Genomic DNA, 24,440 nt, shown 5'->3' with positions numbered 1-24,440 from the left:
TCAGGTAAAGCCTGTAATTAACAGGCTTTACCTATTATTTACACGCAAAAAAACAGAATGATTTCTTATCACAAATTAGTTCTGTATAAAATTCACACAAATAAAGCCGTTCGTCAAACTGTTATCAAATGTCAATATGCAAAAGTCAAAAAAAAGTCACTTTTGTTCAATTTATAGCCTTTGATTTTTGACAAAAAAACCGTAAACTTAGCGCCCCTTGAAAAGAGGCCTATTGAATACAGTGCGTATCGGAACATATCAATTAGAGAACAATGTAATTGTGGCGCCAATGGCGGGAATTACTGATAGACCATTTAGACAACTTTGTCGCCGCTTAGGTGCGGGGCTAGCTGTGTCTGAAATGCTATCGTCAAATCCTTTGGTATGGAAAACCGAGAAATCAATGAACCGTATGGATCATAGTGGTGAATCGGGAATACGCGCGGTGCAAATCGCAGGAGCTGATCCTGAGCTTATGGCGCAGGCTGCACAATTCAATGTAACTAATGGTGCACAGATCATAGATATTAATATGGGGTGCCCAGCTAAGAAAGTGAACAAGAAACTCGCAGGCTCCGCCCTTTTGCAGTTTCCTGGTTTAGTGGAAGAGATTATAGATGCGGTGGTTAGCGCTGTTGATGTACCTGTAACACTGAAAATCCGCACAGGATGGGATCAGGATAACCGTAACGGTGTTGAGATTGCGAGAATAGCTGAACGTTATGGCATAGCTTCATTGGCCGTACATGGGCGTACACGCGCATGTATGTACAAAGGTGAAGCTGAATACGCCACAATTAGGGATATAAAACGTTCAGTGTCGATACCTGTGGTTGCTAATGGTGATATTACATCTCCTGAAAAAGCAAAACAGGTTTTGGACTATACGGGTGCAGATGCCATTATGATTGGTCGAGCCGCCCAAGGTCGCCCTTGGATATTTAGGGAGATAGACCACTATTTGCGAACCGGTGAACATTTACCTGTGCCTCCAATTACGGAAGTACGTGGTATTTTGATGGAACACTTAGTGAACCTTCATGCGTTTTACGGCGAACCAATGGGAGCGCGCATCGCTCGCAAACATGTATCTTGGTATTTGCAAACCCATGACAGTGACGGTCAGTTTAGGCGAGTATTTAATGCTCTCGATAATCCACAGGCACAAATCGAGACATTAGAGCAATACTTTAAAACACTAGCAGCTAACTAAGAAAGAAAGAGATATAAACAATGTTCGAACAAAACGTGACTTCTCCATTTATCACTAACCCTCATGTTCAGTCACACGAGAAACCGCAGCCATTACGCGATGCAGTGAAGAAAGCTGTTCATCACTATTTAAAACAGCTTAACGGTCAAGATGTGCAAGACGTTTACGACCTTGTTCTTTCAGAGCTAGAAGCACCATTACTTGAAGAAGTAATGACTTACACACGTGGCAACCAAACACGTGCGGCAATCTTACTAGGTATCAACCGCGGTACTTTACGTAAGAAACTAAAGAAATACGGCATGAACTAATACCGTGTTGTGATTTATCACAACATTAGTTTGAAAAAGCACCTTCGGGTGCTTTTTTTATATCTTTAAAAATCCTCAAAAAAGCGTCTAATTGCAAAATCCTCACTCTGTATACCCAAATGACTTGTGTATAAATATCGTTTTTTAAGCGATATTCAGTTAAAATAGCGCCTTTCTAAGCTAGCTCAAACACTGAGGTAATCAAACTACAATGGATACACATCGTCCAATTCGTCGCGCACTACTAAGTGTGTCAGATAAAACCGGTATTGTTGAATTTGCTCGCGCTCTTGAATCACAAGGCGTAGACATCTTATCAACTGGCGGTACTTGTAAATTACTTGCCGATAACGGCATTAAAGTCACTGAAGTATCTGACCACACAGGTCACCCTGAGATCATGGATGGTCGCGTAAAAACTCTTCACCCAAAAATTCATGGCGGCATTTTAGCGCGTCGTGGTCAAGATGAAGATGTAATGGACGCTCATAACATCTCAGCTATCGATATCGTTGTAGTTAACTTATACCCCTTTGCGAATACAGTCGCTCAAGAAAACTGCAGCCTTGAAGATGCCATTGAGAACATTGATATCGGCGGCCCAACGATGGTGCGTGCTGCGGCTAAAAACCACAAAGACGTGACTATTGTAGTAAACGCCAAAGATTACGACCGCGTGATCAGCGAAATGCAAAGCAACAATGGTTCAACTACGTACAAAACACGTTTTGATCTTGCCATTGCTGCTTACGAGCACACCGCGCAATACGACGGCATGATTGCTAATTACTTCGGTAAGATGGTTGCTGACTACACTGATGAAGCAGCTGAGGAAACTAAATTCCCACGCACTATCAATATGCAGTTTACTAAAAAACAAGACATGCGCTACGGTGAAAATTCACACCAAGATGCGGCTTTTTATGTTGAAAACGACGTTCAAGAAGCGTCTGTTGCAACTGCCATACAACTGCAAGGTAAAGCACTTTCTTTCAATAATATTGCTGATACAGATGCAGCTCTTGAATGTGTGAAAGAATTTGATGTACCAGCCTGTGTTATTGTTAAACATGCTAACCCTTGTGGCGTTTCAATCGGTGACAACATCCTTGAAGCCTATGATCGCGCATTCAAAACCGATCCTACGTCAGCATTTGGTGGCATCATCGCCTTTAACCAAGAGCTTGATGCTGATACCGCTGAAGCGATTGTGTCTCGTCAATTCGTTGAAGTGATCATTGCGCCTAAAGTATCAGAAGCTGCGGCACAAATTATTTCGGCTAAGCAAAATGTACGCTTACTAGAGTGTGGCCAATGGTCAGGCAAAGCGACAGGTCATGACATCAAACGCGTTAATGGCGGTGTACTCATCCAAGACCGTGATTTGGGTATGGTAACGCAAGGCGACTTAACGGTTGTGTCTAAGCGCCAGCCTACTGAGCAAGAACTTAAAGACTTATTATTCTGCTGGAAAGTGGCTAAATTTGTTAAATCAAACGCCATTGTTTATGCCCGTGACGGTATGACCATTGGTGTAGGTGCAGGCCAAATGAGCCGCGTTTACTCAGCTAAAATTGCCGGAATTAAAGCCGCTGATGAAAACCTTGAAGTTAAAGGTTCAGTAATGGCATCTGATGCGTTCTTCCCATTCCGTGATGGTATTGATGCAGCTGCAGAGGCTGGTATTACAGCTGTGATCCAACCAGGTGGTTCAATGCGCGATGAAGAAGTTATCGCTGCCGCTGACGAAGCTGGTATGGCAATGGTGTTTACTGGCATGCGTCACTTCCGCCATTAATCACACAAAGAGCTAACTGCATCAGTTAGCTCTTTTTGTTTGCACCAAATTCACGTATTCTGCTTATTCTATAACCTATTCTAAAAATATAATGTGAAGGAACAGACGATGAAATTTGCACTAAAATCTCTACTTGTTGCCACCCTTGCGATGACATCAACTATGGCTATTAGCCATGAGCATGGCCATGATTCAGCATTAAATAATGCAGTTAAATCAAGCGAGCGCAGCAGTGATCGCGATCAATACCGCCACCCTGTCGAAACATTAGAGTTTTTTGGTTTTAAACCAACTATGACTGTTGTTGAGATTGCGCCTGGCGGCGGCTGGTACAGTGAAATTTTAGCGCCAGCACTGAAAGAGCAAGGCACTTATTATGCCGCGCATTTCCCTGCTGACTCATCGGTGGGTTATTACCAACGAGCTCTAGCTGGCTTTAAAAAGAAAATTGCTGAAGATGAGCGATTCAATAAAGTAAAGCTGACTGAATTCGCCCCTTCAACACATTTAGACATTGCCCCGGCGAGCAGCGCAGACATGGTGTTAACCTTCCGCAATGTACATAATTGGTATATGAGCAAAGATAAAGACGCCGCAGCTAATGCATTTAAGTCTTTTTACAAAGCACTTAAACCAGGTGGTACTTTAGGTGTGGTTGAGCATCGCCTACCTGAAGCGCAAGCTGATGAAATGCAAAAGTCATCAGGTTATATGAAGCAAAGCGTGGTAATCGAACTTGCTAAACAAGCAGGCTTTGAACTGGCAGCAAGCAGTGACATAAATGCAAACTCACTTGATACAGCCGATCACCCACAGGGTGTATGGACCCTTCCACCAAGCCTTAAACTTGGCGAGCAAGATGCCGCTAAATATAAAGCTATTGGTGAAAGCGACCGCATGACGCTGAAATTTAAAAAACCGCTTTAAATAGGATATTCGCCATGAATGTATTAGTCATTGGCAGCGGCGGCCGCGAACACGCACTTGCGTTCAAAGCCGCTCAAAATACAAAAGTAAACACTGTTTATGTTGCACCAGGTAATGCCGGTACAGCGCTTGAACCCAAGCTTGAGAATGTTGCCATTAACGTTGAAGATCTCGATGGCCTACTTAGCTTTGCACAAAACAATAATGTTGAGCTAACCATTGTTGGACCTGAAGTACCATTAGTACTTGGCGTGGTAGATAAATTCCGTGAGCACGGTTTAGCTATCTTTGGCCCAACAGCAGGCGCTGCGCAACTAGAAGGCTCTAAGTCATTCACTAAAGACTTTTTAGCTCGTCATGCTATCCCAACTGCGGATTATCAAACGTTTGAACAAATCGACCCTGCACTTGCTTATTTAAAAGAAAAAGGCGCGCCGATTGTAATCAAAGCTGATGGTCTTGCCGCAGGTAAAGGCGTCATTGTTGCCATGACTGAAGTTGAGGCTGAAGATGCTATTCGCGATATGCTAGCCGGTAATGCCTTTGGTGAAGCTGGCAGCCGCGTGGTAATCGAAGAGTTCTTAGAAGGTGAAGAAGCCTCATTTATCGTGATGGTTGATGGTAAAAACGTATTACCTTTTGCTACCAGCCAAGACCACAAACGCGCTTATAATGGCGATCAAGGTCCGAACACTGGCGGTATGGGGGCATACTCACCAGCGCCAGTGGTAACTGATGAAATTCATCAGCGTATTATGAACGAAGTGATCTACCCAACAGTAGAAGGTATGGCAAGCGAAGGCCATCCTTACACTGGCTTCCTCTATGCTGGTTTGATGATTGATGACTCTGGGACCCCTAAAGTAATCGAATACAATTGCCGTTTTGGTGATCCTGAAACACAACCTATGATGCTTCGTTTACAGTCTGACTTAGTTGAACTGATTGAAGCAGCTAATCGTGTTGAACTTGATAAAACGACGATTGAGTTTGACTCACGCGCAGCAGTGGGTGTGGTACTTGCAGCTAAAGGCTACCCTGATAACTACCCAAAAGGTGATGCAATCAGTGGCTTGAAAGTAACCTACCCAGAAGGCGAAAAAGTCTTCCATGCGGGTACTAAGCAAGACGGCGATAACGTAGTGACTGCCGGTGGCCGAGTATTATGTGCAACGGCGCTAGGTAACACAGTTACCGAAGCGCAGCAACGTGCCTACCAACTAGTTGATGAAATTAGCTGGCAAGGTATGGAATACCGTACAGATATTGCTTATCGCGCTATTGCTCGCGAAAAATAGGTCTAACCAGCAGCTATTAATAATAAGCGCAGTTTATCTGCGCTTTTTTAGTGCTACACTAAAACCGTGATGTATTACATATAAGTAGCACCTTGGAACAACAGCCATTTAAATACCATATTATTGCATTGTTTATTTTGAGCATACTATTGTTCATCGTATATACGTTTGCGAATCATTTAGCCACCCCTACTCGCTATACAATCAATAAAACAGCTGCGGTTTATTTAGCGCAAAGCTATCGCATAGATCCATCAAAATCATTAACACTTACAGCATTTTTAGACGAATCTAATTCACGTATTGCAGAACCCTTTGACACCATTCCATGGGGGCTAAAATCTCAAAACTATTGGCTGCTGATGAAGTTAGACAATAGGACAGCAGTATCAAAAGAGCTTTACGCCCACTTTGATAATCCGATGATTGATTATTTGACTGTTTATCAACTCGATAACCAAGGCCAGTTAATTAACACCTTTAATTTAGGCGATCGGCAAACAGGATTAAGCTTATTTGAATACAGTGTACCGCATATAGAATTTACTGTTGCCGCACAAAACCAGAGTTTTTTGGTCATAAAAATAGACACTACAGGGATCAGTAAAACCCCAATTAACTTATATGGCGAGGCTGAATTTAAAGATTTACTCCGTGCACAAACCGCTATCTGGGGCATTTTTGTTGGCGTACTAATCATGGCGGCTTTATATAATTTAGTACTGTATTTTGGTATTCGTGATCGGGTTTATCTTATTTATATTGGCTACATACTGTCAGCGTTGATCCTAATGGGCTCGGTATTAGGCTTTGGTTTTTACTTATGGCCAGTATCCTTACAACAGCTTTTTAACCTCCATATAGTGGTAAGTAATTACGCCATCGCATTTTTTACGCTGTCATTTTGTACTATGTTTTTACGTTATCATAAAGATAAATGCTGGCGCTATAAACTAAGCCTAATACTATTGGGCTTAATGTTCGTTTTAGGGTTCGCCAGCTTTTTCATTGTTGAATATATTTCTTCGCAAATATTTTTTGCTGTGTTGGTATTACTCTATATTGTTTGTATTATTTTAATTTACAACAAACTACTTAGCGGCTTTCGTTGGGCTAAGTTTTATATGATCTCGTGGATCCCACTGATCATTGGCGCTGCAATCCAACCTTTAGAACTAACAGGCGTATTAGAATATAGCTTCACCACCCGCCATGCTTTTTTGGTTGCGATTCTTTGTGAAGTCATCTTAATGGCTATGGCGCTTGCCGATAGAGTGCGCTATCAACGAGAAAAGGCGTTGTACCACGCCACTCATACAGAACAAACCAAGTTATTAAACAGTGCTATGCTAAAACAAGCCTATATGACTTTACAGCTCAATCAGCGCACAGCAAGCTTATGCTTAATTAGAATTACTGATTTTAATTCTCTCAGTCATATTTTAAATCAAACTCAAAGCTGTCAGCTCGTTGTTGCTATAGCTAAATCTCTTGAGCTGCAACTGAGTAAAGAGCGCGAGTTTATCAATTTAGATAACAATTTAGATACCTATCCGCGGATTGCCGATTTGAGCAACGGTGTGCTAGCATTCATTTCAATTAAAACTCAAAGTGCGCAATCACTGCATGATAAATTAACCAAAATCCGCAAAAGCTTACCGAAGCATCATCCAGTGCAAGGGTTTGATTTACAGTTAAACTACGCAATGGGTTATTGTATCCTAGATGGTGAAAGTGGCTTTGATACATGGTTGCAAAATGGCTATTTTTCATTAACCGAAGCGCCACAAACAAGCTATCCAAATAATCACTCAAAAGTAATGCCTGTCACTATGAACATTAGCTTAGCGGCTGCATTCCAAAATGCCTTAAAAACTAACCAGTTAACTATTTATCATCAGCCACAAATAGATTTACGCAGCGGCCAAACGATTGGCAGTGAAGCCTTATTGCGCTGGCCTAATGCTCCTTATGAACAAATCAATATTGAAGCTTTAATTCTATTAGCTGAACGTACTGGTCTTATCAATGAACTTACATTATGGGTGCTCGATCAGGCTTGCCAAGATATCGCTAAGTTTAATCACGCAGGTTTTTTTAAGCATAAAGTAAGCGTTAATTTAAGTGCTAAAAACTTAATGATCCATAATTTAATTGAGAAAATTGAAAACACTTTACTCAAACATAACGTTCCTGCTAAACAACTTAAATTTGAACTTACTGAGTCAGCTTTAATTGCAAACCAACAGCAAATGATTCACTTAGTTGAACAATTAACCCGCCTTGGTATTGAAGTGATTTTAGATGATTTTGGTACTGGCTATTCGTCACTAAATTGTTTTGTTAGCTACAACTTTTCAACCTTAAAAATAGATAAATCATTTATTATAGGTCTCCCTACTCACAGTGCTAATAGAGTAATTGTTAAGGCTGCGATAGAAATGGCTCATAGCCTAGGTTTAAAAGTCACTGCCGAGGGAGTTGAAGATGTCACAACACAACAACTTTTAAAGGCCATGGGGGCAGACTACGGGCAAGGCTACTATTACTCCAAAGCCATCGCTGTAGATGATTATTTGTTGTGGTTAGCTGAAAATAAACAAGCTAATTAAGTAAAATTGCCACATGTTTAAGGATTACTGATAGAATCCTCTTTTTCACATCTTTAGGGGCGTAAAGATGCAAGGCACTATCAAAAAATTAAAATCATCGCTAACACAACCGATTCAGTATCATTTGCCTGTGGGTGATGAGTTGGTCGATCTTAATGCCTATATTGGCAAGCAACTTACACTGACTTTTAATGGCGCTATTGTATGTTCTAGCTGCGGTAAAAAAACCAAAAAAAGTTACTCGCAAGGTCATTGTTTTGTATGTATGCGTAAGCTTGCTAGCTGCGATATGTGTATTATGAAACCTGAAACATGTCACTTTGACCAAGGTACTTGTCGTGAGCCACAGTGGGGCGAAGAAAACTGTATGATCCCACATTATGTCTATCTTGCGAACACGTCAGGGCTGAAAGTGGGGATCACCCGTCATACACAAATTCCAACCCGCTGGATTGATCAAGGTGCAACGCAAGCACTGCCAATATTCAAAGTACAAACGCGCTTACAATCAGGATTAGTTGAAGTTGCCTTAGCACAATTTATTGCCGATAAAACCAATTGGCGTAATATGCTCAAAGGACAAAGCGATGTCCTTGATTTAAAAGCTGCTGCGGCAGAACTTATTCCACAAATTGCCGATAAACTAAATGAACTTGCAGAGCTCTTTGGTGCTACAGCGATAGAACAACTTGATGAAGAAGTGGTTGAATTAGAGTTTCCAGTTACTACCTACCCAACCAAAATCAGTTCATTTAATTTTGATAAAGAACCGGTCGTCAGTGGTATTTTAAACGGTATTAAAGGCCAGTACTTGATCTTTGATACTGGCGTTATCAACATTCGTAAATTTACTTCTTACGATATCACCGTAGGTTGATTTTGCAGCTGATAAAATTCAAACCATTGCCGCTGCGTTAACGGGCGGCAATAGTAATAGCCTTGGATCACATCGCAGCCTAAATCCAATAAGTAACTATACTGGGCAAGCTTTTCAACCCCTTCAGCGATAACTTGTAAATTAAGACTATTCGCCATTGCCACTATCGCGGCAACAATCTCACTATTACCGTATTCATCGGGTACTTTAGCAATAAAGCTGGCATCTATCTTTAATGTATCTATGGGTAATTTTGTAAGGTAACTCAGTGCCGAATAGCCGGTACCAAAGTCATCTAGCGCAATCTGTATGCCCATTTTTTTAAGTTGCCACAACTCTCTTTTCGCCTGACTAAACGAGCTAATAAAACTACTTTCAGTTAACTCTATTTCAAGACAATTTCCCGATAAATTATAGCGCTGGAGCATTTTTTCAACGTTACTTGATAAACTTCCCTGACTAAGATGGCAAGCTGAGATATTAATTGCCAACCGACCAGCCGTTATTCCTTGTTGTTGCCATAATGCCAATTGCATTCCTGCATTATTGAGCACCCAGAGATCCAGCTTTACAATTAGACCTAGTTCTTCCGCCAATGGAATAAACTGTGCAGGCGATATTATGCCAAGCGCGGGATCTTGCCAACGTAAGAGTGCTTCAACACCTTTGATAGCTTTACTTCTTAAACACTGTTTAGGCTGAAAATATAGTTCAAATTCATCATTTTCGAGCGCATATTGAAACCGGCTCATCATCGCCAAGCGCTCTAAAGAGCGTGCATTCATCGATGCTTTAAATAACTGAAATGAGTTTCTACCCACTTCTTTAGAGCGATACATGGCAATATCAGCATGTTTTAGTAAAGTTTCACTATCGAGACCATCATCAGGATAGACCGCTGCACCGATTGATGCTGTCGCGCCTACCTCAAGCCCTTCGAGCTGAAAAGGAGTGTTTAAGTTATTTAAAATTTGATCGGCTAAACTAATCACAGCGCTAATGTCTTCAATCTCGCACAGCACCACAAATTCGTCGCCACCTAAACGTGCTAAAGTATCACCTTCACATAATACGTTTTGCAGCCGTATTGCCACCATTTTTAATAACTCATCCCCAGCGCTATGCCCTAAGCTATCATTGATTTCCTTAAACCGATCTAGGTCAATAAACATCACTGCTAACATGTCATTATTACGATGTGCAGCAGCTAATGCCATAGTTAACCTGTCATTAAATAAGCGCCTATTAGGCAAGCCAGTTAGCTCATCAAAATAAGCTAACTGAACGATTTTGTCTTCTGCAGTTTTACGTTCAGTGATATCGCTAAAAATCGCCGCATACACTAGCTCATCATCATTTGGCTCGCGGATAGCAATAATAGTTAGCCATTCAACATACAAATCACCATTTTTTTTACGATTGCATATTTCCCCTTGCCACACACCAGTTTGGGTAATGGATTGCCACATTTTTACGTAGAAATTTTTACCGTGCTTTCCGGAGCTTAGAATTCTAGGGTGTTTGCCGACCACTTCATATTCTTGATAGCCAGTAAGGGCGGTAAAAGCAGGATTAACTTGCATGATCACACCATCTTGTTGGGTGATCATAATACCATCAAGTGACGCATCAATTATTTTATTCGCGAGATACAAATTACGCTGTGAATGCTGAAGATCCATATCACGTTGTTCAAGTACTTTTTCAAGATCACTGCAATAAGCGCTTTCTATTTCATTAACAAGATGCTCAATGGCGAGCACCCCTTTAATCTCCAAATCGTCACTGACCACTAAATGGCGTACATTGTTAGTAGACATTAACCGATATGCATCGAATAAACTGCTTTTTGAGCTTACCCGATACAAGGGCCGACTTGCAAAACTCCAACATGACGCATTACTATCGGGTTCGACGATCAAATGCAGTAAATCTCGCTGGGTGATAATGCCATGTTCGTCTTGCTGCTGGTTATACACTAAAATAACTTGGGCGGTTCGCTCGCGCATCATTTCAACGCCTTCACTGAGCGTCAAATAACTAGGTACCACTAACACATCTTTATGATATTGCTCTTTGATTGGTCTAAATTGTAAATAGTGATCAAGCCCTTGATTACGTACAATATCACTAATACTAATAACGCCGCATGGTAGCTCATCATCATCCACAACTAATAAATGACGAACACTGTATTGATAAAAAATAAGCGCAGCATCACACAGTAATTGCTGACAGGAGATTTTCAATACCGGGCTACTCATTACGCTTTGAATTTCAATATGTTTAAGGTTGCTGTCAGTAAAATCTAGTTTAATGCAATCTGCTTCAGTCCAAATACCAACGATTTCTTGCCGTTTTTTTATAAAAATTGCACTTATATTATGAACCTGCATCAACCGTACAGCATCAACTAAAGAGGTATCGGTGGAACAACATACTAATTTCCTTGAAAAGATATCTGATACCTGTTGAGGGTGGCGAGTTTGTTTCATAATATTCGTCCTTAGTATAATACGAACTATAATTATATTATTATATTGCTCGCGCTATTTGATACAGGACAATAAATACATGCATACTTACTTCCCTTACTTGATATGTAGTGACAACGAGCTAGAAATTATTAATGAACAACGGGATTTAAATGACTATCTACACAGTTTAACCGCTGAACAACAGCAGCACTGTGTGATATTGAATAAACAAGGCGAATATTTTGATTTAGCATTTAACCTTGCAACACCGCTGACTAATATAGAGTTAGCTCGCAGAGTAACGCAGCACTTAGCACAAGAAGGACACTGCTGCTTAACTAAAATAACCAGCCTAACAGCTCCCCAAGCATTTGATCTATTAGGAATAAAATAAAAATAATTTTTTACTGCAACTTTTTTAGCTAAAACGCGTAATTGCTCTTCGATACATAATAATTAAGAGAGTAATTAATGAAAATTAGTAAAATAGCACGTTTAGTTGCATCAGCCGTTTTATCCATGAGTTTAGTCGCGTGTGGTGGTAGCGATAACAATAAAGAACAGCAAACCCCACCAGCGACTTCTACACCGGTAACCCCGCCGGCCAAACCAAGTAGCATTGAATTTCCTGAACAATCCGTAATACCAAAAATGGTAACACTGGATGAAAAGGGAACTATCTTTATCAGTGAACTTGGCTTATCTCTTTATCTTTTTGATAATGATTCACAAAATAAATCGAACTGTAATGCAGAGCAAGGTGCCGAAGCAGGTAAAAGCAATGATAAGAGTAGCTTTGCAGCAATATGGCCTCCTTTGCTTGCAGACCAACAACGCCCTGAAAATGCGCAGTTTTCGACTATTGAGCGTAACGATGGTACTTTTCAATGGGCATGGAATGGTCATCCGCTATACCAGTTTGCCAATGACAGCAGCGAAGGCGATACAAATGGAGATGGTTTAAATAATATATGGCATTTATCTCGCCCTAATCCAATTGCAATGAATTCTACTCAGCTAATGGCTAATGGCGTTGTAGTGAGTGCAACGTCTGCCTCTGAGGTATTAGAGCTCGCGCGAGTCAATAAAGATCAATTTAGCTTATACACATTTGATTTAGACGAACTGAATAAAGCCAATTGCACCAGTGATAACTGTGTTAATACATGGCCCCCGGTTATGGCTGATGCTGGCGCTCATATCGACGGTAAGCTGTCGTTAGTTGAACGTGGTGAGCTAAAACAGTGGGCTTATAATGGAAAGCCATTATATTTATTTGCTAATGATAAAACTAAAGATGACAAACTTGGCGATAACCTTGGCAACGTTTGGCACTTAGCAACCACTGAACCTGCAACGTTCAGAACTAATGATGCAGGAACCCTGCTTAGTGCTAATGGAGAAGTATTAATACCCGAAGCTGATAAAGCAAGCAAAGCTAATCTCGATCAATTCACGTTATATACTTTTGATAACGACGCTGATAACACATCAAACTGCAATGATGATTGCGCCGTTACTTGGCCACCCTTTTTAGCGGATGAGCAAAGTAAAGCCACTGGTGATTTTACAATGTTTACCCGTACAGATGGATTCAAGCAGTGGGCATACAAAACTAAACCTGTGTACTTTTTTAAAAACGACACTGCTAAAGGGCAAACTAATGGCGATGGTTTAGGCGGTGTTTGGCATGTTATTACCCCTGCGGCTGATAAAGCTCCGTCAGTTGCGAGTACGCAATTTAAGCAAGAGCAAACAAACCTAGGGCAAAGCGTTACAGTATCTGGCAATGTGCTCGTCCTGTTAAGGGATGATAACGGTAAACTCATGCCTACAATACAAGATAAATCAGACTTTGCTTTATATATATTTAACGTTGATGACATCAACGCCTCAAATTGTAATTCCGACCAATGTATTGATACATGGCCACCCCTGCTTGCAAATAGCGAAGACCAAGCGAACGGGCCATACAGCATTATCGATAGAGCTGATGGCTTCAAACAGTGGGCTATAAATGGCAAACCGCTTTACTTCTTTACGCCTGATACTGACGCGCAAACAACGGCTGGTGAAGGCGTAGGCGATGTTTGGTACGTTGCACGTCCAGCTCCTGTTCGCTTACTTAACCACGCTAGTAAAGGCACGTTCTTTGTTGCCAACTCCCCGACAGAAAATAGCCTAGGTAAAAATGCAGAGGCACAAAACAACTTAACCTTATATACCTTTGATGTTGATGTGACAGACTCAGGGCAATCTACATGTATGGGCAGCTGTGCAACTACATGGCCGCCTCTTTATGCCAATGACAATGATCAAGCAACTGGCTTATTTAGCATTATAGAGCGCAATGAAGATGACGGTAGTAAAAAACGTCAATGGGCTTATAAAGGTAAACCGCTTTATTTCTTTACTGCAGATAGCAAGCAGGGCGACACCTTTGGTGACTACGCGCAATGGCCTCTAGCTCGTCAATAATAAACAATAAAAAGCCGGATTCTATCCGGCTTATATAAGGTTTTTAATAATGAAATTTCAATTCTTTATTGTTTGTTTGCTGCTGTTACAAACACTTACTGGGTGTGGTGCTGGCGATGGTAGCTCCTTAAATGCCAATGGTCAGTTACCACCTGAAGCAACCGGTGATAAACCCTCTGCTGATCCTGATGATGATGTAAACAAACCTATCCCACCTGAAAATGATAACAACGCCGCAACACTTAGCTTGTTACAGGAAACTATTTTTACACCTATTTGCTCTGTCTGCCATTCGGGTGCAAACGCTCCTTATGGATTGCAGTTTGATACTTTAGACAACACGGCTAAAAATCTAATAAATGTGCAAGCAATTGGTAACTCTGAATTTTTAAGAGTTACCCCTGGAAATAAAGAAAACAGCTTCATTTATTTAAAAGTGATGGGTGATCCGCGAGCAGGGAACAGAATGCCGCTTAATCAGCCTGCTTTGTCAAATGAAAGCATCGCAGCTATTGGTCAATGGATTGATAACGGTGCAAATATTGAGGTCAATAATGCATCTTTATTTATTACCAGTATCAATCAAAAAAACATTCAAAACACTGTAGAAATAAATATTAATTTTAGTGTTGATGTAGACAAATCAACACTAACTGCTGATCAAATTTTGATATACCAAGATAAAGAGCCGTTATCTGAACCCTATGAGCTGATATGGAAAAGCAATCGATTAGTAAATATAAAAATTCAAAAACCAACAACCCCGACAGCATTAAAATTGATAATAAATGACAACTCATTGAGCTCTGTTATGAGTACTTTTGGGCAACAATTAGACGGTAATTCTGATGGTCAACCAGGCGGAGCATTCAATTATGAAACACGTTTTTAAACTCTTTTTAGTCATCGCCACTTTTGGTTTTAGTTTACCAGTGCTAGCGGAACCTTATATAGCCTATAAAAATAATCTAAAGTGTGGCACCTGTCATGTGAACCCTAACGGTGGTGGTTTACGAACCAGCTTTGGCAATTTATATGGTCATGCAATGCTGCCCGTTGACCAGCTAAAATTAAGCTCTGCAGATATAGGAAAAATTAGCGACTATTTACAACTAGGCGGAAATTTCCGTAGTAACCTAGAATACAGTAAAGATGAAAACGACGTAAAAAGTGAAAATGCCTCGTTTAGAATTGACTCCGCGCAACTTTATTTAGCATTAAGCGCAAAAGAGCTGGGAATGACTTTTTATCTTGACCAGCAAATCGCACCGGGTGCGGCTGTAAACCGCGAAGCTTTTGCCATGTATAAATTTAAAAATAACCACTTTATAAAAGTGGGCAAAATGTATATCCCCTTTGGTATTCGTCTCGAAGATGATTCTGCTTATGTTAGACAAGCCACTGGGTTTAACTTTGATAGCAGCGATAACGGTATAGAAGTTGGGCTAGATTACACAAAAACAACGGTTAATATATTCGTATCAAATGGCACCAGCTCGGTCAGTAATGACGACAATAAATTTTTATATGGTATTCGCGGTGAGCATCTATTTGACAATATGCGGATTGGCAGCACCTTGGTGTTAAATGACAGTGATACATCACAACAAAAAATACTAAACGTATACGGTGCCTATACTATTGCTGATTTTACGCTTTTAAGTGAATTAGATTGGATCAAGACACAACAAAATGGCGTTGATAATAGCCAACTTGTTGGCCTATTTGAAATCAACTATCAATGGCAGCAAGGGGTCAATATAAAGCTAACTTCAGAGTATTTTGATCCTAATACTGATATTGATGAAGACCAAGAAACCCGCTTCTCTTTAATTGGTGAATATACGCCAATATCCCATATACAGTTAAGAGCAGGGGTGCGGATCGCAGATAGTATTCCACAGTTTAAACAACGAAATAACGATAAGTTATTTTTACAAACACACTTCTATTTTTAGCTCTAACAGGCTCCATTTAAAGCGCTGTATACTCCGTTTTAAATGGAGCCAAGGTAAAATTAATATGAATAAAGAAAACCTACCTGACTTGATTGCTAAAGTCGCTTTGCGGGATCAGCAAGCATTTAGAAATCTGTACGAACAAACGTCTGGTAAATTGCTCAGTATTGCATATCGAATTTTAAATAATCGAGACAATGCCAACGAAATTCTACAAGAAGCCTTCGTGCAGATTTGGTATAACGCTAATGAGTTTAGAGCAGCCAAAGCAGAGCCTTTCACATGGATGGCGGCCATCGTTAGATACCGATGTTACGATCGAATTCGTAGTGAAAACAGACGTGTTGAAAGTAAACTAACAACCGATACAAATGAAGACGAAGAGCACTTCACAACTAACGACCAAGCTACAACGTTATTGTGCGATATAGGACAACAGCTAGAAGATTGTCTAAATCAATTAGAGCAGTTACAACGAGACAGTGTTTTAATGGCTTACTATCATGGATTTAGCCGTGATGAGATCGCAATTAAATTAAAGAAGCCGTTAAATACAGTGAAGTCTTGGTTAAAACGAGGATTAACGAGGTTACAACAATGCCTAGCACAATAAAACGTTATCAAAACCAAGCGTTAATAGAGCACCTTGCACAGCAATATGTGCTCGGTACACAACCAATACGAGTTCGTAAGCGGATCTCACGTTTAAGAATGCAATACACAGCATTAGACCAACGAATAGATTATTGGGAACAAAAATTTGCCCCTCTAAATAATAAAACACCTGAGATTTCGCCAAAAAAAACCACTTTAAAAGCGATTGAACAGCAATTACAGTTTAATCAAAAAACCAAAAGTAGTTTTCATAACTGGTTTGGCCTTGGCTTTTATCAAGCAACGAGCGCTTTGTCTGTATTTTTTTTAGCACTAGCCCTATTCGTATTGCAACCAAAAGATAAAACCGATCCACTTAGCTACTTGGCTGTTATGAATGATACAAATCAGCAACCACAATTGGTTGCAGCGACTTATGGAAATAGCCGTACCCTATCCATTGAGCTTATTGATACACCAACAGTCCCTAATGAAATGAGTTTAGAACTATGGGTGACCTCAAAAACAGATAAACAGGTACGAAGTTTAGGTGTTATTCCTACTACCAGTAATGTATTTAATCGCCCTCTTAGCGAACCTGAGTGGCGCTTAATTAAAGACTCTGAAAACTTACTACTTACTTTAGAAGAAAAGGGTGGCTCGTCCATTGGTGAGCCAATGGGCGTACAAGTCTCTAAAGGTCCTTGTATCAGAATGGCTGGCTGGCAGGAAAATTCATGATCAAACTAATTTTAACTATCACTTTGATTGGCTATTCCTGCTCTGCAATGTCCAACACATTTGAATATGATGCGAGCTTTCGTTTGCGCCACCAGCAAGTAAACGATCAATCTCTTAAAAATGCCAAAGCAACAACCCTACTGACACGTGTTGAGGGCAGTTTCATAACAGACTATGAACTAACCTTGTTTGGTCAATATGATTATGTTTGGGCATTGGATAAAGATAGCTATAACTCCATCACTTACTTTAATGATCACGCCCCTATTCCTGATCCACCTGGAGGTGAGCTTAATCAACTTAATCTGCAGTGGCAGTTTTTGGTCGATTGGCGAGCAGTCGTAGGCCGCCAAGTAATTAGCTTTGATAATGAACGCCATGTTGGCAACGCTGCATATTGGCAAAACGATCAAACATTTGATGCTGCAACACTGCAATATAGAAATGGTTTTAACTGGCAGTTTAACTATAGCTATGTAAACAAAGTTCATCGTATTTTTGGAGATCACAGTATCGCTCGGTTACCCAGCTCCGATTCTCGATATCCAGAGACTCTAATACGACCAACTAGCGAACTTGGCAATCATCAGCATAATAGTCACTTGATTAATCTTTCCTATAAGTTCAATCCTAATGTAACAATTAGTAGCTTCGCTTACTTAGTGGATAATAAAACTGCAGCCGAGTTTTCATCAAACACACTGGGGCTGCACTTAGAAGGCGCAGCAAAACCTGATCAACTGAAATATAACTACAGTGCGGAAATAGCATGGCAAAAAGATGCAACCAACAATCCTAAAAATTATCAAGCATGGTATTTATTAGCGGAGCTAGGTGTTCAATATCGCAGTCACCGATTAGACGTTGGCTATGAATATTTAGGCGATGATAACAACACCGCCTTTCAAACTAGCTTAGGTACTAACCATAAATTTTTAGGGTGGGCAGATGTATTTAGCCGCTATGATGAATTAGCTGGCTTGAGCGACACTTATTTATCATACGCTGGTCGTAAAGCTAAAATACGTTGGAAGTTAGTAGCTCATAGCTTTGAATCTCTTGCTAATAATAAAAAGCTAGGCAATGAGCTCGATTTAGAGCTGGCGTGGCGTTATTCTCGTAAATGGGAATTTAAGTTATTAGCCGCTTATTACCAAGCAAAAGACACAGGTTTATACTCGAATATCGCAAACTTTGACTTATCTACAGTTGAAGTATCGGCCTCTTATAACTTTTAGTTTAGGATATAAGCTCACTATTTTATTGCGCTTATATCCAAGTAATCACTGTGGTTACTTCCAATCATCAGCATTGCCATCATGACTAATTACTACACCTTCTTGCTCATCGTAAAAGTCGTAGAGGGCATCTGGCATCGGGTTTTGGCGAACATCTAAAAATTCAAGTTTATCGAGGCCATTAATTTGCAGGTCAACAAGTTTATTATCGAAAAAATAGCCCGTATTTAAGTTTTTCAGTGCTGATATATCGAGCGTTTTAAGCTGATTTTGCATCATTCTTACAGTATGCAACGAACTTAAACCAGACATGTCGAGCGTAATAAGTTGGTTTTTAAATAAATAAAGTTTTTCCAACTGATTCAAAGAGTTAATTTGTAGTAAGTGCAAATCATTATTCGCTAAATTTAATAATGTTAGCTGTGATAGTTTCCTTAGATCTAGGGACTGCAAATTATTATTAAACAAAGACAACGACTGTAAATTTATAAACTGGTTAAGCTCTTGCGCATTATCAATACCCATTCCATGACATTTTATAGCAATAAACTCTTCTACATAACGCCATTGATTATCACTTGCTGTTGTTTTGATACAATCTTTAAACGCATCATCCTCAAAAGAAAGGGAGTTAATAGCTGTATTAGCAAATGCAGAGCAAGAAAAAAAACTAACTAATAGCCACTTCATTTTCATCAACTTTAAATTATTAAATAAACAACACAACTCTAACCCAGCAATTACAACAATTACAGTTTATTTATTACAAATAAAGAAAAAGCTTACTATCATGAACACGCCTTTAATATTGATTTAACGCATATCGTTTACAGTGATAAAAATGATATTATAAACATCTCGTTATACTCAGCTCAGTAAGGCATATAGCAATGAGTACACCTAATTTATCAAGACGCATGCGCAGGCTTCGCCACAGTGACGCAATGCGACAGTTAGTACGCGAATTTGATTTTAATATTGGCGATCTTATCCATCCTATTTTTATCGAAGAGTCGTTAACTGAAAGTCTAGAAATATCCACTATGCCTGGTATACAGCGCATTCCTGAACATGCATTAGCCCAAGAAATTACTGAACTGCATAGATTAGGAATTCAGTATGTTATGCCTTTTGGCATATCGCATCATAAAGACAGTGTTGGCAGTGATACATGGCACGATGATGGTTTACTGGCACGTATGATTAAAACAATCAAACAAACATGCCCCGAGATGATGGTAATACCCGACATTTGTTTTTGTGAATATACAGATCATGGACACTGTGGCGTTGTTGAAGATAATCAAGTTTGTAACGACGAAACTGTTGCTAATCTTGTAAAGCAGAGTGTGTGCGCAGCAAAAGCAGGTGCCGATATGCTAGCCCCATCTGCGATGATGGATGGTCAAGTTAAAGCTATTCGAGAAGGCCTTGATAATGCAGGGTTTGAACATGTTGCCATTTTAGCTCACGCCATTAAATTTGCTTCATCTTTCTATGGTCCATTTAGAGCTGCTGTTGATTGTGAATTAAGTGGTGATCGCAAAGGCTATCAAATGGATTACGCAAATATTCGTCAAGCGCTTCAAGAAGCCCTTCTTGATGAACAAGAAGGCGCTGATATTCTAATGGTGAAACCAGGCACGCCCTATCTTGATGTCCTTAGCAGCTTGAGAGAGAAAACAAACTTACCTTTAGCTGCCTACCAAGTTGGTGGTGAGTATGCCGCTATTAAATTTGCAGCTTTAGCAGGTGCCCTTGATGAAAAGAAAGTGGTATTTGAAACACTGACCGGCTTCAAACGTGCAGGCGCTGACTTAATAGTGAGTTATTATACAAAACAAGTTGCACAGTGGTTAAAAGAATAACAGTGGTAATTTTTTGGGCATGTAACATTTTAGAACACGCTAACCCTATATTGGCTTAGTTTAAACCTACGTAAATATCTTAACGTGTTACATGCGCAAAAATTAAAAAACAAAACTTGATCTCGTAAATCATAATTTGTCTTGTTTTATAGAGTGGGGATAAGTAATGTTTGCTGTGTTTTTACAAATATTGCTCATAGATAACCGATAAAAAGAGTCAATAATCACCACAACTTTGAATAATCAAGGAAGTACTATGTTCAAAAAATTTACTAGTAAGCTTTTCGGTGAAGATAAACAAATAACCATCAAAGATTTATTAATAGTTGCTTGCCAAGGCTATAACCATACGCAAACAGGCTTAGCCGCTAAGGTTGCTCATTACTTAGTAACAGGAGAAGGAGCTGATTGTCTTAACATATTAAATCAACTACCTAATTCGCGCCATTCGCAACTGCCAGGCCACTACTCGGTAAATAATAATGGCGAGTATGATAGACGCTCTTTAGTAGCCATGCAGCATGTTTTAAAGTCAGCTACAGGCCATCAAAACGACTTTTTACATCGTTTAGGTTTAGTAACAGAGGCGATTGTAAAGCATCACTATTTAAATCATATGGAGTCTAAACTAACAGGCTGGTTTGCCTTCTTACTTTTTTATTTCAACCAACACACTGATTTTGAATATGACACCAAGGCAACTCAATTCCCTAGTCGTGATGAACTGCTTACTCTGCTAGAAACGTATGACCAACCGCTGTGGTATATTGATGCCTATATTCTTGAGCGCTCCTATGCACAAAGAGGCCTTATCTATCCAGATCATTTGCTAGCAAATAGTGATTGGATAACGATTTGTTCAACACCTGAAAAGTGCCAACAACTACAAAAAATCGATGCCAGCGGTCGTAATACGCTTTGCCAGTTTCTACTTAAGCAGCCCGTAATTCCAACTTCGTTATTACCGTTTTTAGCACAGCTTAGTGCTGATAAGTCCAGTCAGGTGCGTCTGTCAGCTAACAGTGTGATCCGTAAAATCGATGATGCACAATGCCTTGAGTTTTTCTCTGAACATTATGAAAAGGCGAATGCAAGCACACGAACTCACTGGATAAGCAGTGTGGCTGAGTGTAGTAATGCATTAATATTACTTGAAACATGGCAAGCCAGTGAAAAAACAGCATCAGTACACACTAAACTTACACTCGCCATTGAGCAATATCAGTTAAAGCAGCAAAGCGACAACTTTGATTGGCAGTTGCCTGCATACACAAACGTGAACTTTCACGGTGAGTTTCCAGCGCATTGGGTTGAAGACTGTATGCAAAGCTTAGAAAAGCTCATTGCAGGTTCTGAACGATATATAAAAAACAGCAAGCCCGAAGCACCCGGCAGCTACTGGGCAAAAGCGATAGAGCGTGAAAAAGAAGAGCTTGCGATATATAAAACGATCACTAAAGATGATGTTGTTCAAGCTTTAAACGCTCTAGAACAAGGTCAAAAGCTTGGTAATGACATCTTTTATGACATTATCGATGAAGCTAAGTTACTCAAACAGCCAAACATTGCAATAGCACATTTTTTTCAACTGCAGAAAATTGGCAGATGGCACATTAATAACCTGTTAAATGCAGCCAATACGAGCAAATTACTGCAAGAGAATCTTAGCGATGTTCGCCAATTACTGCCATTACTAGCAGAATTTAATTTTAGCGTTTGTGACTTAACGAACATACTTGTAAGTTCCCATGGTGAAGAGTTGGGTACTCGCCCATTGGCGTTAGAATCAATTGATGTGTGGCCCTTATTCGCCGAGTACCCAGAAACAATAGATTACGCACTTGATGGCCTATACACAAAGCTCATCCAGCAAGGAGATAACACAAAGCCAACGATTATCGATCGCCTCGACTCCAAGGATAACTATGATAACTATATGGTTATCAACCAGACGCTGGCTTTATTAGCTGATTTTCCTAAACTTCCTCCCCATTGGTTACAACGCATCTATCAATTAGCGTTTGATAGTCGAAAATCAGTGCGCTTCACGGCACAAGCGACCGCACAAAAGCATGGCATCGTTGTTGAGCGAGTCAGCAAAGAATTACTATCAAGCGGCAATGATACTCGTAGTATTGCAGCAAAATGGCTGCAAACACTGGCGCTCAGTGATGCCCAACCAGCACTACAACAAGCAATTAGAAAAGAAAAAGATACCGCAATTCGTGCGCAAATGTTAGATGCCTTGCAGCAATGTGGCGGTGATATTAGTGAATTTACCTCACCAACTGCATTGGCTGAAGAAGCAGCTGCAGGGCTTCAAAAAGCAGTGCCTAAAAATATGCTTTGGCTGCAACGAGATAGGCTACCTAGCTGTAAATTTGTTAATGGTGAAGCAGTCGACACTGATATTATTTATTGGTGGTGTGTGCTCGCCGTTAAACTAAAACAGCCCGAAGGTAGTAACTTGCTACATTTGTATTTATCACTGCTTGATGATAATAGCCAAGCACAACTCGCTCACTGTTTATTATCAGCATTTATCACCCAAGATACACTTTGCCCCACCGAGCAACAAGCGCATGAATACGCCCAAGCTCATAAGCAGCAAGAGTTTGATATGTATCAACGTTGGGCTCAAAGTGAATGGGGGAAACAGTACAAAACGCATACTTTGGAAGATGCATATAATGCGTGTTACAAACAGAAAAAGTCAGAGCTATTAGGTAGTGCTATTAAAGAAAAAGGTTTGCTCGCCTTAATTATTGGCGGTAAACCGAATGAGCTTTTAGCCCTACTACAACCATATATGAAGCAGTATTATGTACGTCGAGCGCAGATTGAAGCAATATTGAATGCTATCGCCAATATTAATGATCCGATAATTATTCAATTTATGCTGTCGTTATCGCGACGTTACCGCACCAAATCAATCCAAGAGTTAGCACGTCAGTTAGTTGATAAAATTGCCCAGCGAAACGGCTGGACGACCGATGAACTAGGCGATCGTACCATTCAAACTGCAGGCTTTGAAAACACGCAAGGGCCAACACCTTTTAATTTAGGTCAGCGTACGCTGCAACTCCAGCTAAGCGATGATCTTAAATTTCAACTACTCAACGAAGAAGGCAAGGTGCTTAAGTCACTGCCGCAAGCGCGTAAAGATGATGACGATGCAGCCATCAGCGAAACTAAAAAATGGTTTAGCAGCTGTAAAAAAGAGCTAAAACAGGTAATAACGCAACAAACTAGTCGTCTATATGAGTCTATGGTTACTGAGCGTCATTGGCCTGCAAGCGACTGGCAAGAATATTTACATCAGCATCCTATCATGTTTCGTTTACTGCAACGTACGCTTTGGCAAGTACAGCTTGATGATGGTTGGCACAGTTTTCGCCCCACAGAAGATGGCGCACTCATTGATACAGAAGATGATGAAATTGAATTACCAGCCCAGGCCACTATCCGCTTGCTAAGTGGTAATCAACTCAATAGTGAAGCAAGCCAAGCTTGGCAGGCCCACTTAAAAGATTACAAAATTAAACCGCTGTTTGAGCAACTCAAGTCGCTTGAAGTAAATATAACTGCAGAACAGTTAGCATTGGATCATCATAAAGGCTTGATGACTGATACCTTCACACTACGCAGCTTATTGACCAAAAAAGACTACAAGCAAGGCGACCCTGAAGACGCAGGATTTTTTGATCATTACTATAAACTGTTTGATCAATTAGGACTTAGAGTTCAATTTGACTTCAGTGGTAACTGTGTCCCCGAAGAGAATGTTTCTGCAGCTATTTATAGCATCACAGTATGGCAATTTAATCCAAAAGCACGTGGCTGGAACCGCTATGATGCATTACCGCTTACTCAAGTCCCTGCTAATCTGCTTAACGCTATCGCCTTGGATTACGAAGAGGTGGCGAAAAAGTGTCATGCAGATCCACTGTGGCAGCAAAAACTACCGTTTAATTAGCCGCTATAACAGTAAATGCTGGCCACATTAACGATGGCCAGCGTTTAGAAATCAAGATGATCTATCTAGCAAGG

At 40.3% G+C, this 24,440-nt stretch carries 18 protein-coding genes; 16 read left to right on the top strand and 2 right to left on the bottom strand.

The window, feature by feature from the left end; all coding sequences use genetic code 11:
* Nucleotides 1-241 precede the first annotated feature (241 nt).
* The 7 genes from dusB (at nt 242) to H5158_RS08720 (ending at nt 9,036) form a co-directional block, all read left to right on the top strand.
* The gene (dusB, locus tag H5158_RS08750; protein ID WP_182739865.1) at nt 242-1,213 is read left to right on the top strand and encodes a tRNA dihydrouridine synthase DusB; all 972 of its coding nucleotides are present in this window, start codon (nt 242-244) and stop codon (nt 1,211-1,213) included.
* A gap of 20 nt (nt 1,214-1,233) precedes the next feature.
* Nucleotides 1,234-1,524: a DNA-binding transcriptional regulator Fis gene (gene fis, locus H5158_RS08745; protein ID WP_002957804.1), complete on the top strand. Its 291-nt coding sequence runs from the start codon at nt 1,234-1,236 to the stop codon at nt 1,522-1,524.
* A 211-nt stretch (nt 1,525-1,735) separates the two neighbouring features.
* Nucleotides 1,736-3,322: a bifunctional phosphoribosylaminoimidazolecarboxamide formyltransferase/IMP cyclohydrolase gene (gene purH / locus H5158_RS08740; RefSeq protein WP_182717208.1), complete on the top strand. Its 1,587-nt coding sequence runs from the start codon at nt 1,736-1,738 to the stop codon at nt 3,320-3,322.
* A 108-nt stretch (nt 3,323-3,430) separates the two neighbouring features.
* Nucleotides 3,431-4,249 carry a class I SAM-dependent methyltransferase gene (locus tag H5158_RS08735; protein ID WP_182717209.1) on the top strand — a complete coding sequence of 273 codons (819 nt, stop codon included), beginning with the start codon at nt 3,431-3,433 and terminating at the stop codon, nt 4,247-4,249.
* Nucleotides 4,250-4,263: 14 nt separating this feature from the next.
* Nucleotides 4,264-5,547, top strand: a complete 1,284-nt coding sequence (purD, locus tag H5158_RS08730) for a phosphoribosylamine--glycine ligase (RefSeq protein ID WP_149983113.1) — start codon at nt 4,264-4,266, stop codon at nt 5,545-5,547.
* Between the two features lie 92 nt (nt 5,548-5,639).
* Complete coding sequence (locus H5158_RS08725; protein WP_182739860.1) at nt 5,640-8,159, top strand: EAL domain-containing protein; 2,520 nt, start codon at nt 5,640-5,642, stop codon at nt 8,157-8,159.
* Between the two features lie 67 nt (nt 8,160-8,226).
* On the top strand, nt 8,227-9,036 hold the full coding sequence (locus H5158_RS08720; RefSeq protein ID WP_149983115.1) for a DUF2797 domain-containing protein: 810 nt from the start codon (nt 8,227-8,229) through the stop codon (nt 9,034-9,036).
* Here H5158_RS08720 and H5158_RS08715 read toward each other — a convergent pair.
* Entirely contained in the window at nt 9,015-11,531 is a 2,517-nt protein-coding gene (locus tag H5158_RS08715) for an EAL domain-containing protein (RefSeq protein WP_182739859.1), read from the bottom strand. The two genes, H5158_RS08720 and H5158_RS08715, sit on opposite strands and share 22 nt — an antisense overlap.
* 79 nt (nt 11,532-11,610) lie before the next feature.
* Here H5158_RS08715 and H5158_RS08710 point away from each other — a divergent pair, with 79 nt between their 5' ends.
* From H5158_RS08710 to H5158_RS08680, 7 genes are all read left to right on the top strand, one after another.
* The gene (locus H5158_RS08710; RefSeq protein ID WP_145234779.1) at nt 11,611-11,907 is read left to right on the top strand and encodes a DUF4144 family protein; all 297 of its coding nucleotides are present in this window, start codon (nt 11,611-11,613) and stop codon (nt 11,905-11,907) included.
* Between the two features lie 77 nt (nt 11,908-11,984).
* On the top strand, nt 11,985-13,991 hold the full coding sequence (locus H5158_RS08705) for a hypothetical protein (protein ID WP_182739858.1): 2,007 nt from the start codon (nt 11,985-11,987) through the stop codon (nt 13,989-13,991).
* Nucleotides 13,992-14,040: 49 nt separating this feature from the next.
* Nucleotides 14,041-14,883 carry a hypothetical protein gene (locus H5158_RS08700; RefSeq protein ID WP_182739857.1) on the top strand — a complete coding sequence of 281 codons (843 nt, stop codon included), beginning with the start codon at nt 14,041-14,043 and terminating at the stop codon, nt 14,881-14,883.
* Nucleotides 14,867-15,949: a hypothetical protein gene (locus H5158_RS08695; protein WP_149983120.1), complete on the top strand. Its 1,083-nt coding sequence runs from the start codon at nt 14,867-14,869 to the stop codon at nt 15,947-15,949. The genes H5158_RS08700 and H5158_RS08695 overlap by 17 nt, the downstream gene beginning before the upstream one ends.
* A 64-nt stretch (nt 15,950-16,013) precedes the next feature.
* Nucleotides 16,014-16,562, top strand: coding sequence for a sigma-70 family RNA polymerase sigma factor (locus H5158_RS08690; RefSeq protein WP_182739856.1), 549 nt, complete (start codon nt 16,014-16,016; stop codon nt 16,560-16,562).
* Nucleotides 16,547-17,284, top strand: coding sequence for an anti-sigma factor domain-containing protein (locus tag H5158_RS08685; protein WP_182739855.1), 738 nt, complete (start codon nt 16,547-16,549; stop codon nt 17,282-17,284). The genes H5158_RS08690 and H5158_RS08685 overlap by 16 nt, the downstream gene beginning before the upstream one ends.
* The gene (locus H5158_RS08680; RefSeq protein ID WP_182739854.1) at nt 17,281-18,522 is read left to right on the top strand and encodes a hypothetical protein; all 1,242 of its coding nucleotides are present in this window, start codon (nt 17,281-17,283) and stop codon (nt 18,520-18,522) included. The genes H5158_RS08685 and H5158_RS08680 overlap by 4 nt, the downstream gene beginning before the upstream one ends.
* Nucleotides 18,523-18,576: 54 nt before the next feature.
* Here the strand turns inward: H5158_RS08680 and H5158_RS08675 are convergent, their stop codons facing one another.
* A complete protein-coding gene (locus H5158_RS08675) occupies nt 18,577-19,212 on the bottom strand; it encodes a hypothetical protein (protein ID WP_182739853.1) in 636 nt (211 codons plus the stop codon).
* A gap of 200 nt (nt 19,213-19,412) precedes the next feature.
* Here H5158_RS08675 and hemB point away from each other — a divergent pair, with 200 nt between their 5' ends.
* Nucleotides 19,413-20,390 (top strand): porphobilinogen synthase, encoded by a 978-nt coding sequence (gene hemB, locus H5158_RS08670; RefSeq protein WP_182717214.1) that lies wholly within the window; start codon nt 19,413-19,415, stop codon nt 20,388-20,390.
* 256 nt (nt 20,391-20,646) lie between these two features.
* Complete coding sequence (locus tag H5158_RS08665) at nt 20,647-24,366, top strand: DUF4132 domain-containing protein (protein ID WP_182739852.1); 3,720 nt, start codon at nt 20,647-20,649, stop codon at nt 24,364-24,366.
* The last annotated feature ends 74 nt before the right edge of the window (nt 24,367-24,440 follow it).

The organism is Pseudoalteromonas sp. SR45-6, assembly GCF_014163545.1.
GTDB classification, from domain to species: domain Bacteria; phylum Pseudomonadota; class Gammaproteobacteria; order Enterobacterales; family Alteromonadaceae; genus Pseudoalteromonas; species Pseudoalteromonas rhizosphaerae.
Note: the sequence above shows the minus strand (reverse complement) of the source record. Positions and strands in the feature narration are given on the sequence as shown.

Bases quoted from the DNA above. Each gene is read 5' to 3' on its own strand.
- fis (WP_002957804.1), top strand. From the start codon at position 1,234: ATGTTCGAACAAAACGTGACTTCTCCATTTATCACTAACCCTCATGTT.
- purH (WP_182717208.1), top strand. From the start codon at position 1,736: ATGGATACACATCGTCCAATTCGTCGCGCACTACTAAGTGTGTCAGAT.
- H5158_RS08735 (WP_182717209.1), top strand. From the start codon at position 3,431: ATGAAATTTGCACTAAAATCTCTACTTGTTGCCACCCTTGCGATGACA.
- purD (WP_149983113.1), top strand. From the start codon at position 4,264: ATGAATGTATTAGTCATTGGCAGCGGCGGCCGCGAACACGCACTTGCG.
- H5158_RS08720 (WP_149983115.1), top strand. From the start codon at position 8,227: ATGCAAGGCACTATCAAAAAATTAAAATCATCGCTAACACAACCGATT.
- H5158_RS08715 (WP_182739859.1), bottom strand. From the start codon at position 11,531: ATGAAACAAACTCGCCACCCTCAACAGGTATCAGATATCTTTTCAAGG.
- H5158_RS08710 (WP_145234779.1), top strand. From the start codon at position 11,611: ATGCATACTTACTTCCCTTACTTGATATGTAGTGACAACGAGCTAGAA.
- H5158_RS08705 (WP_182739858.1), top strand. From the start codon at position 11,985: ATGAAAATTAGTAAAATAGCACGTTTAGTTGCATCAGCCGTTTTATCC.
- H5158_RS08700 (WP_182739857.1), top strand. From the start codon at position 14,041: ATGAAATTTCAATTCTTTATTGTTTGTTTGCTGCTGTTACAAACACTT.
- H5158_RS08695 (WP_149983120.1), top strand. From the start codon at position 14,867: ATGAAACACGTTTTTAAACTCTTTTTAGTCATCGCCACTTTTGGTTTT.
- H5158_RS08690 (WP_182739856.1), top strand. From the start codon at position 16,014: ATGAATAAAGAAAACCTACCTGACTTGATTGCTAAAGTCGCTTTGCGG.
- H5158_RS08685 (WP_182739855.1), top strand. From the start codon at position 16,547: ATGCCTAGCACAATAAAACGTTATCAAAACCAAGCGTTAATAGAGCAC.
- H5158_RS08680 (WP_182739854.1), top strand. From the start codon at position 17,281: ATGATCAAACTAATTTTAACTATCACTTTGATTGGCTATTCCTGCTCT.
- H5158_RS08675 (WP_182739853.1), bottom strand. From the start codon at position 19,212: ATGAAGTGGCTATTAGTTAGTTTTTTTTCTTGCTCTGCATTTGCTAAT.
- hemB (WP_182717214.1), top strand. From the start codon at position 19,413: ATGAGTACACCTAATTTATCAAGACGCATGCGCAGGCTTCGCCACAGT.
- H5158_RS08665 (WP_182739852.1), top strand. From the start codon at position 20,647: ATGTTCAAAAAATTTACTAGTAAGCTTTTCGGTGAAGATAAACAAATA.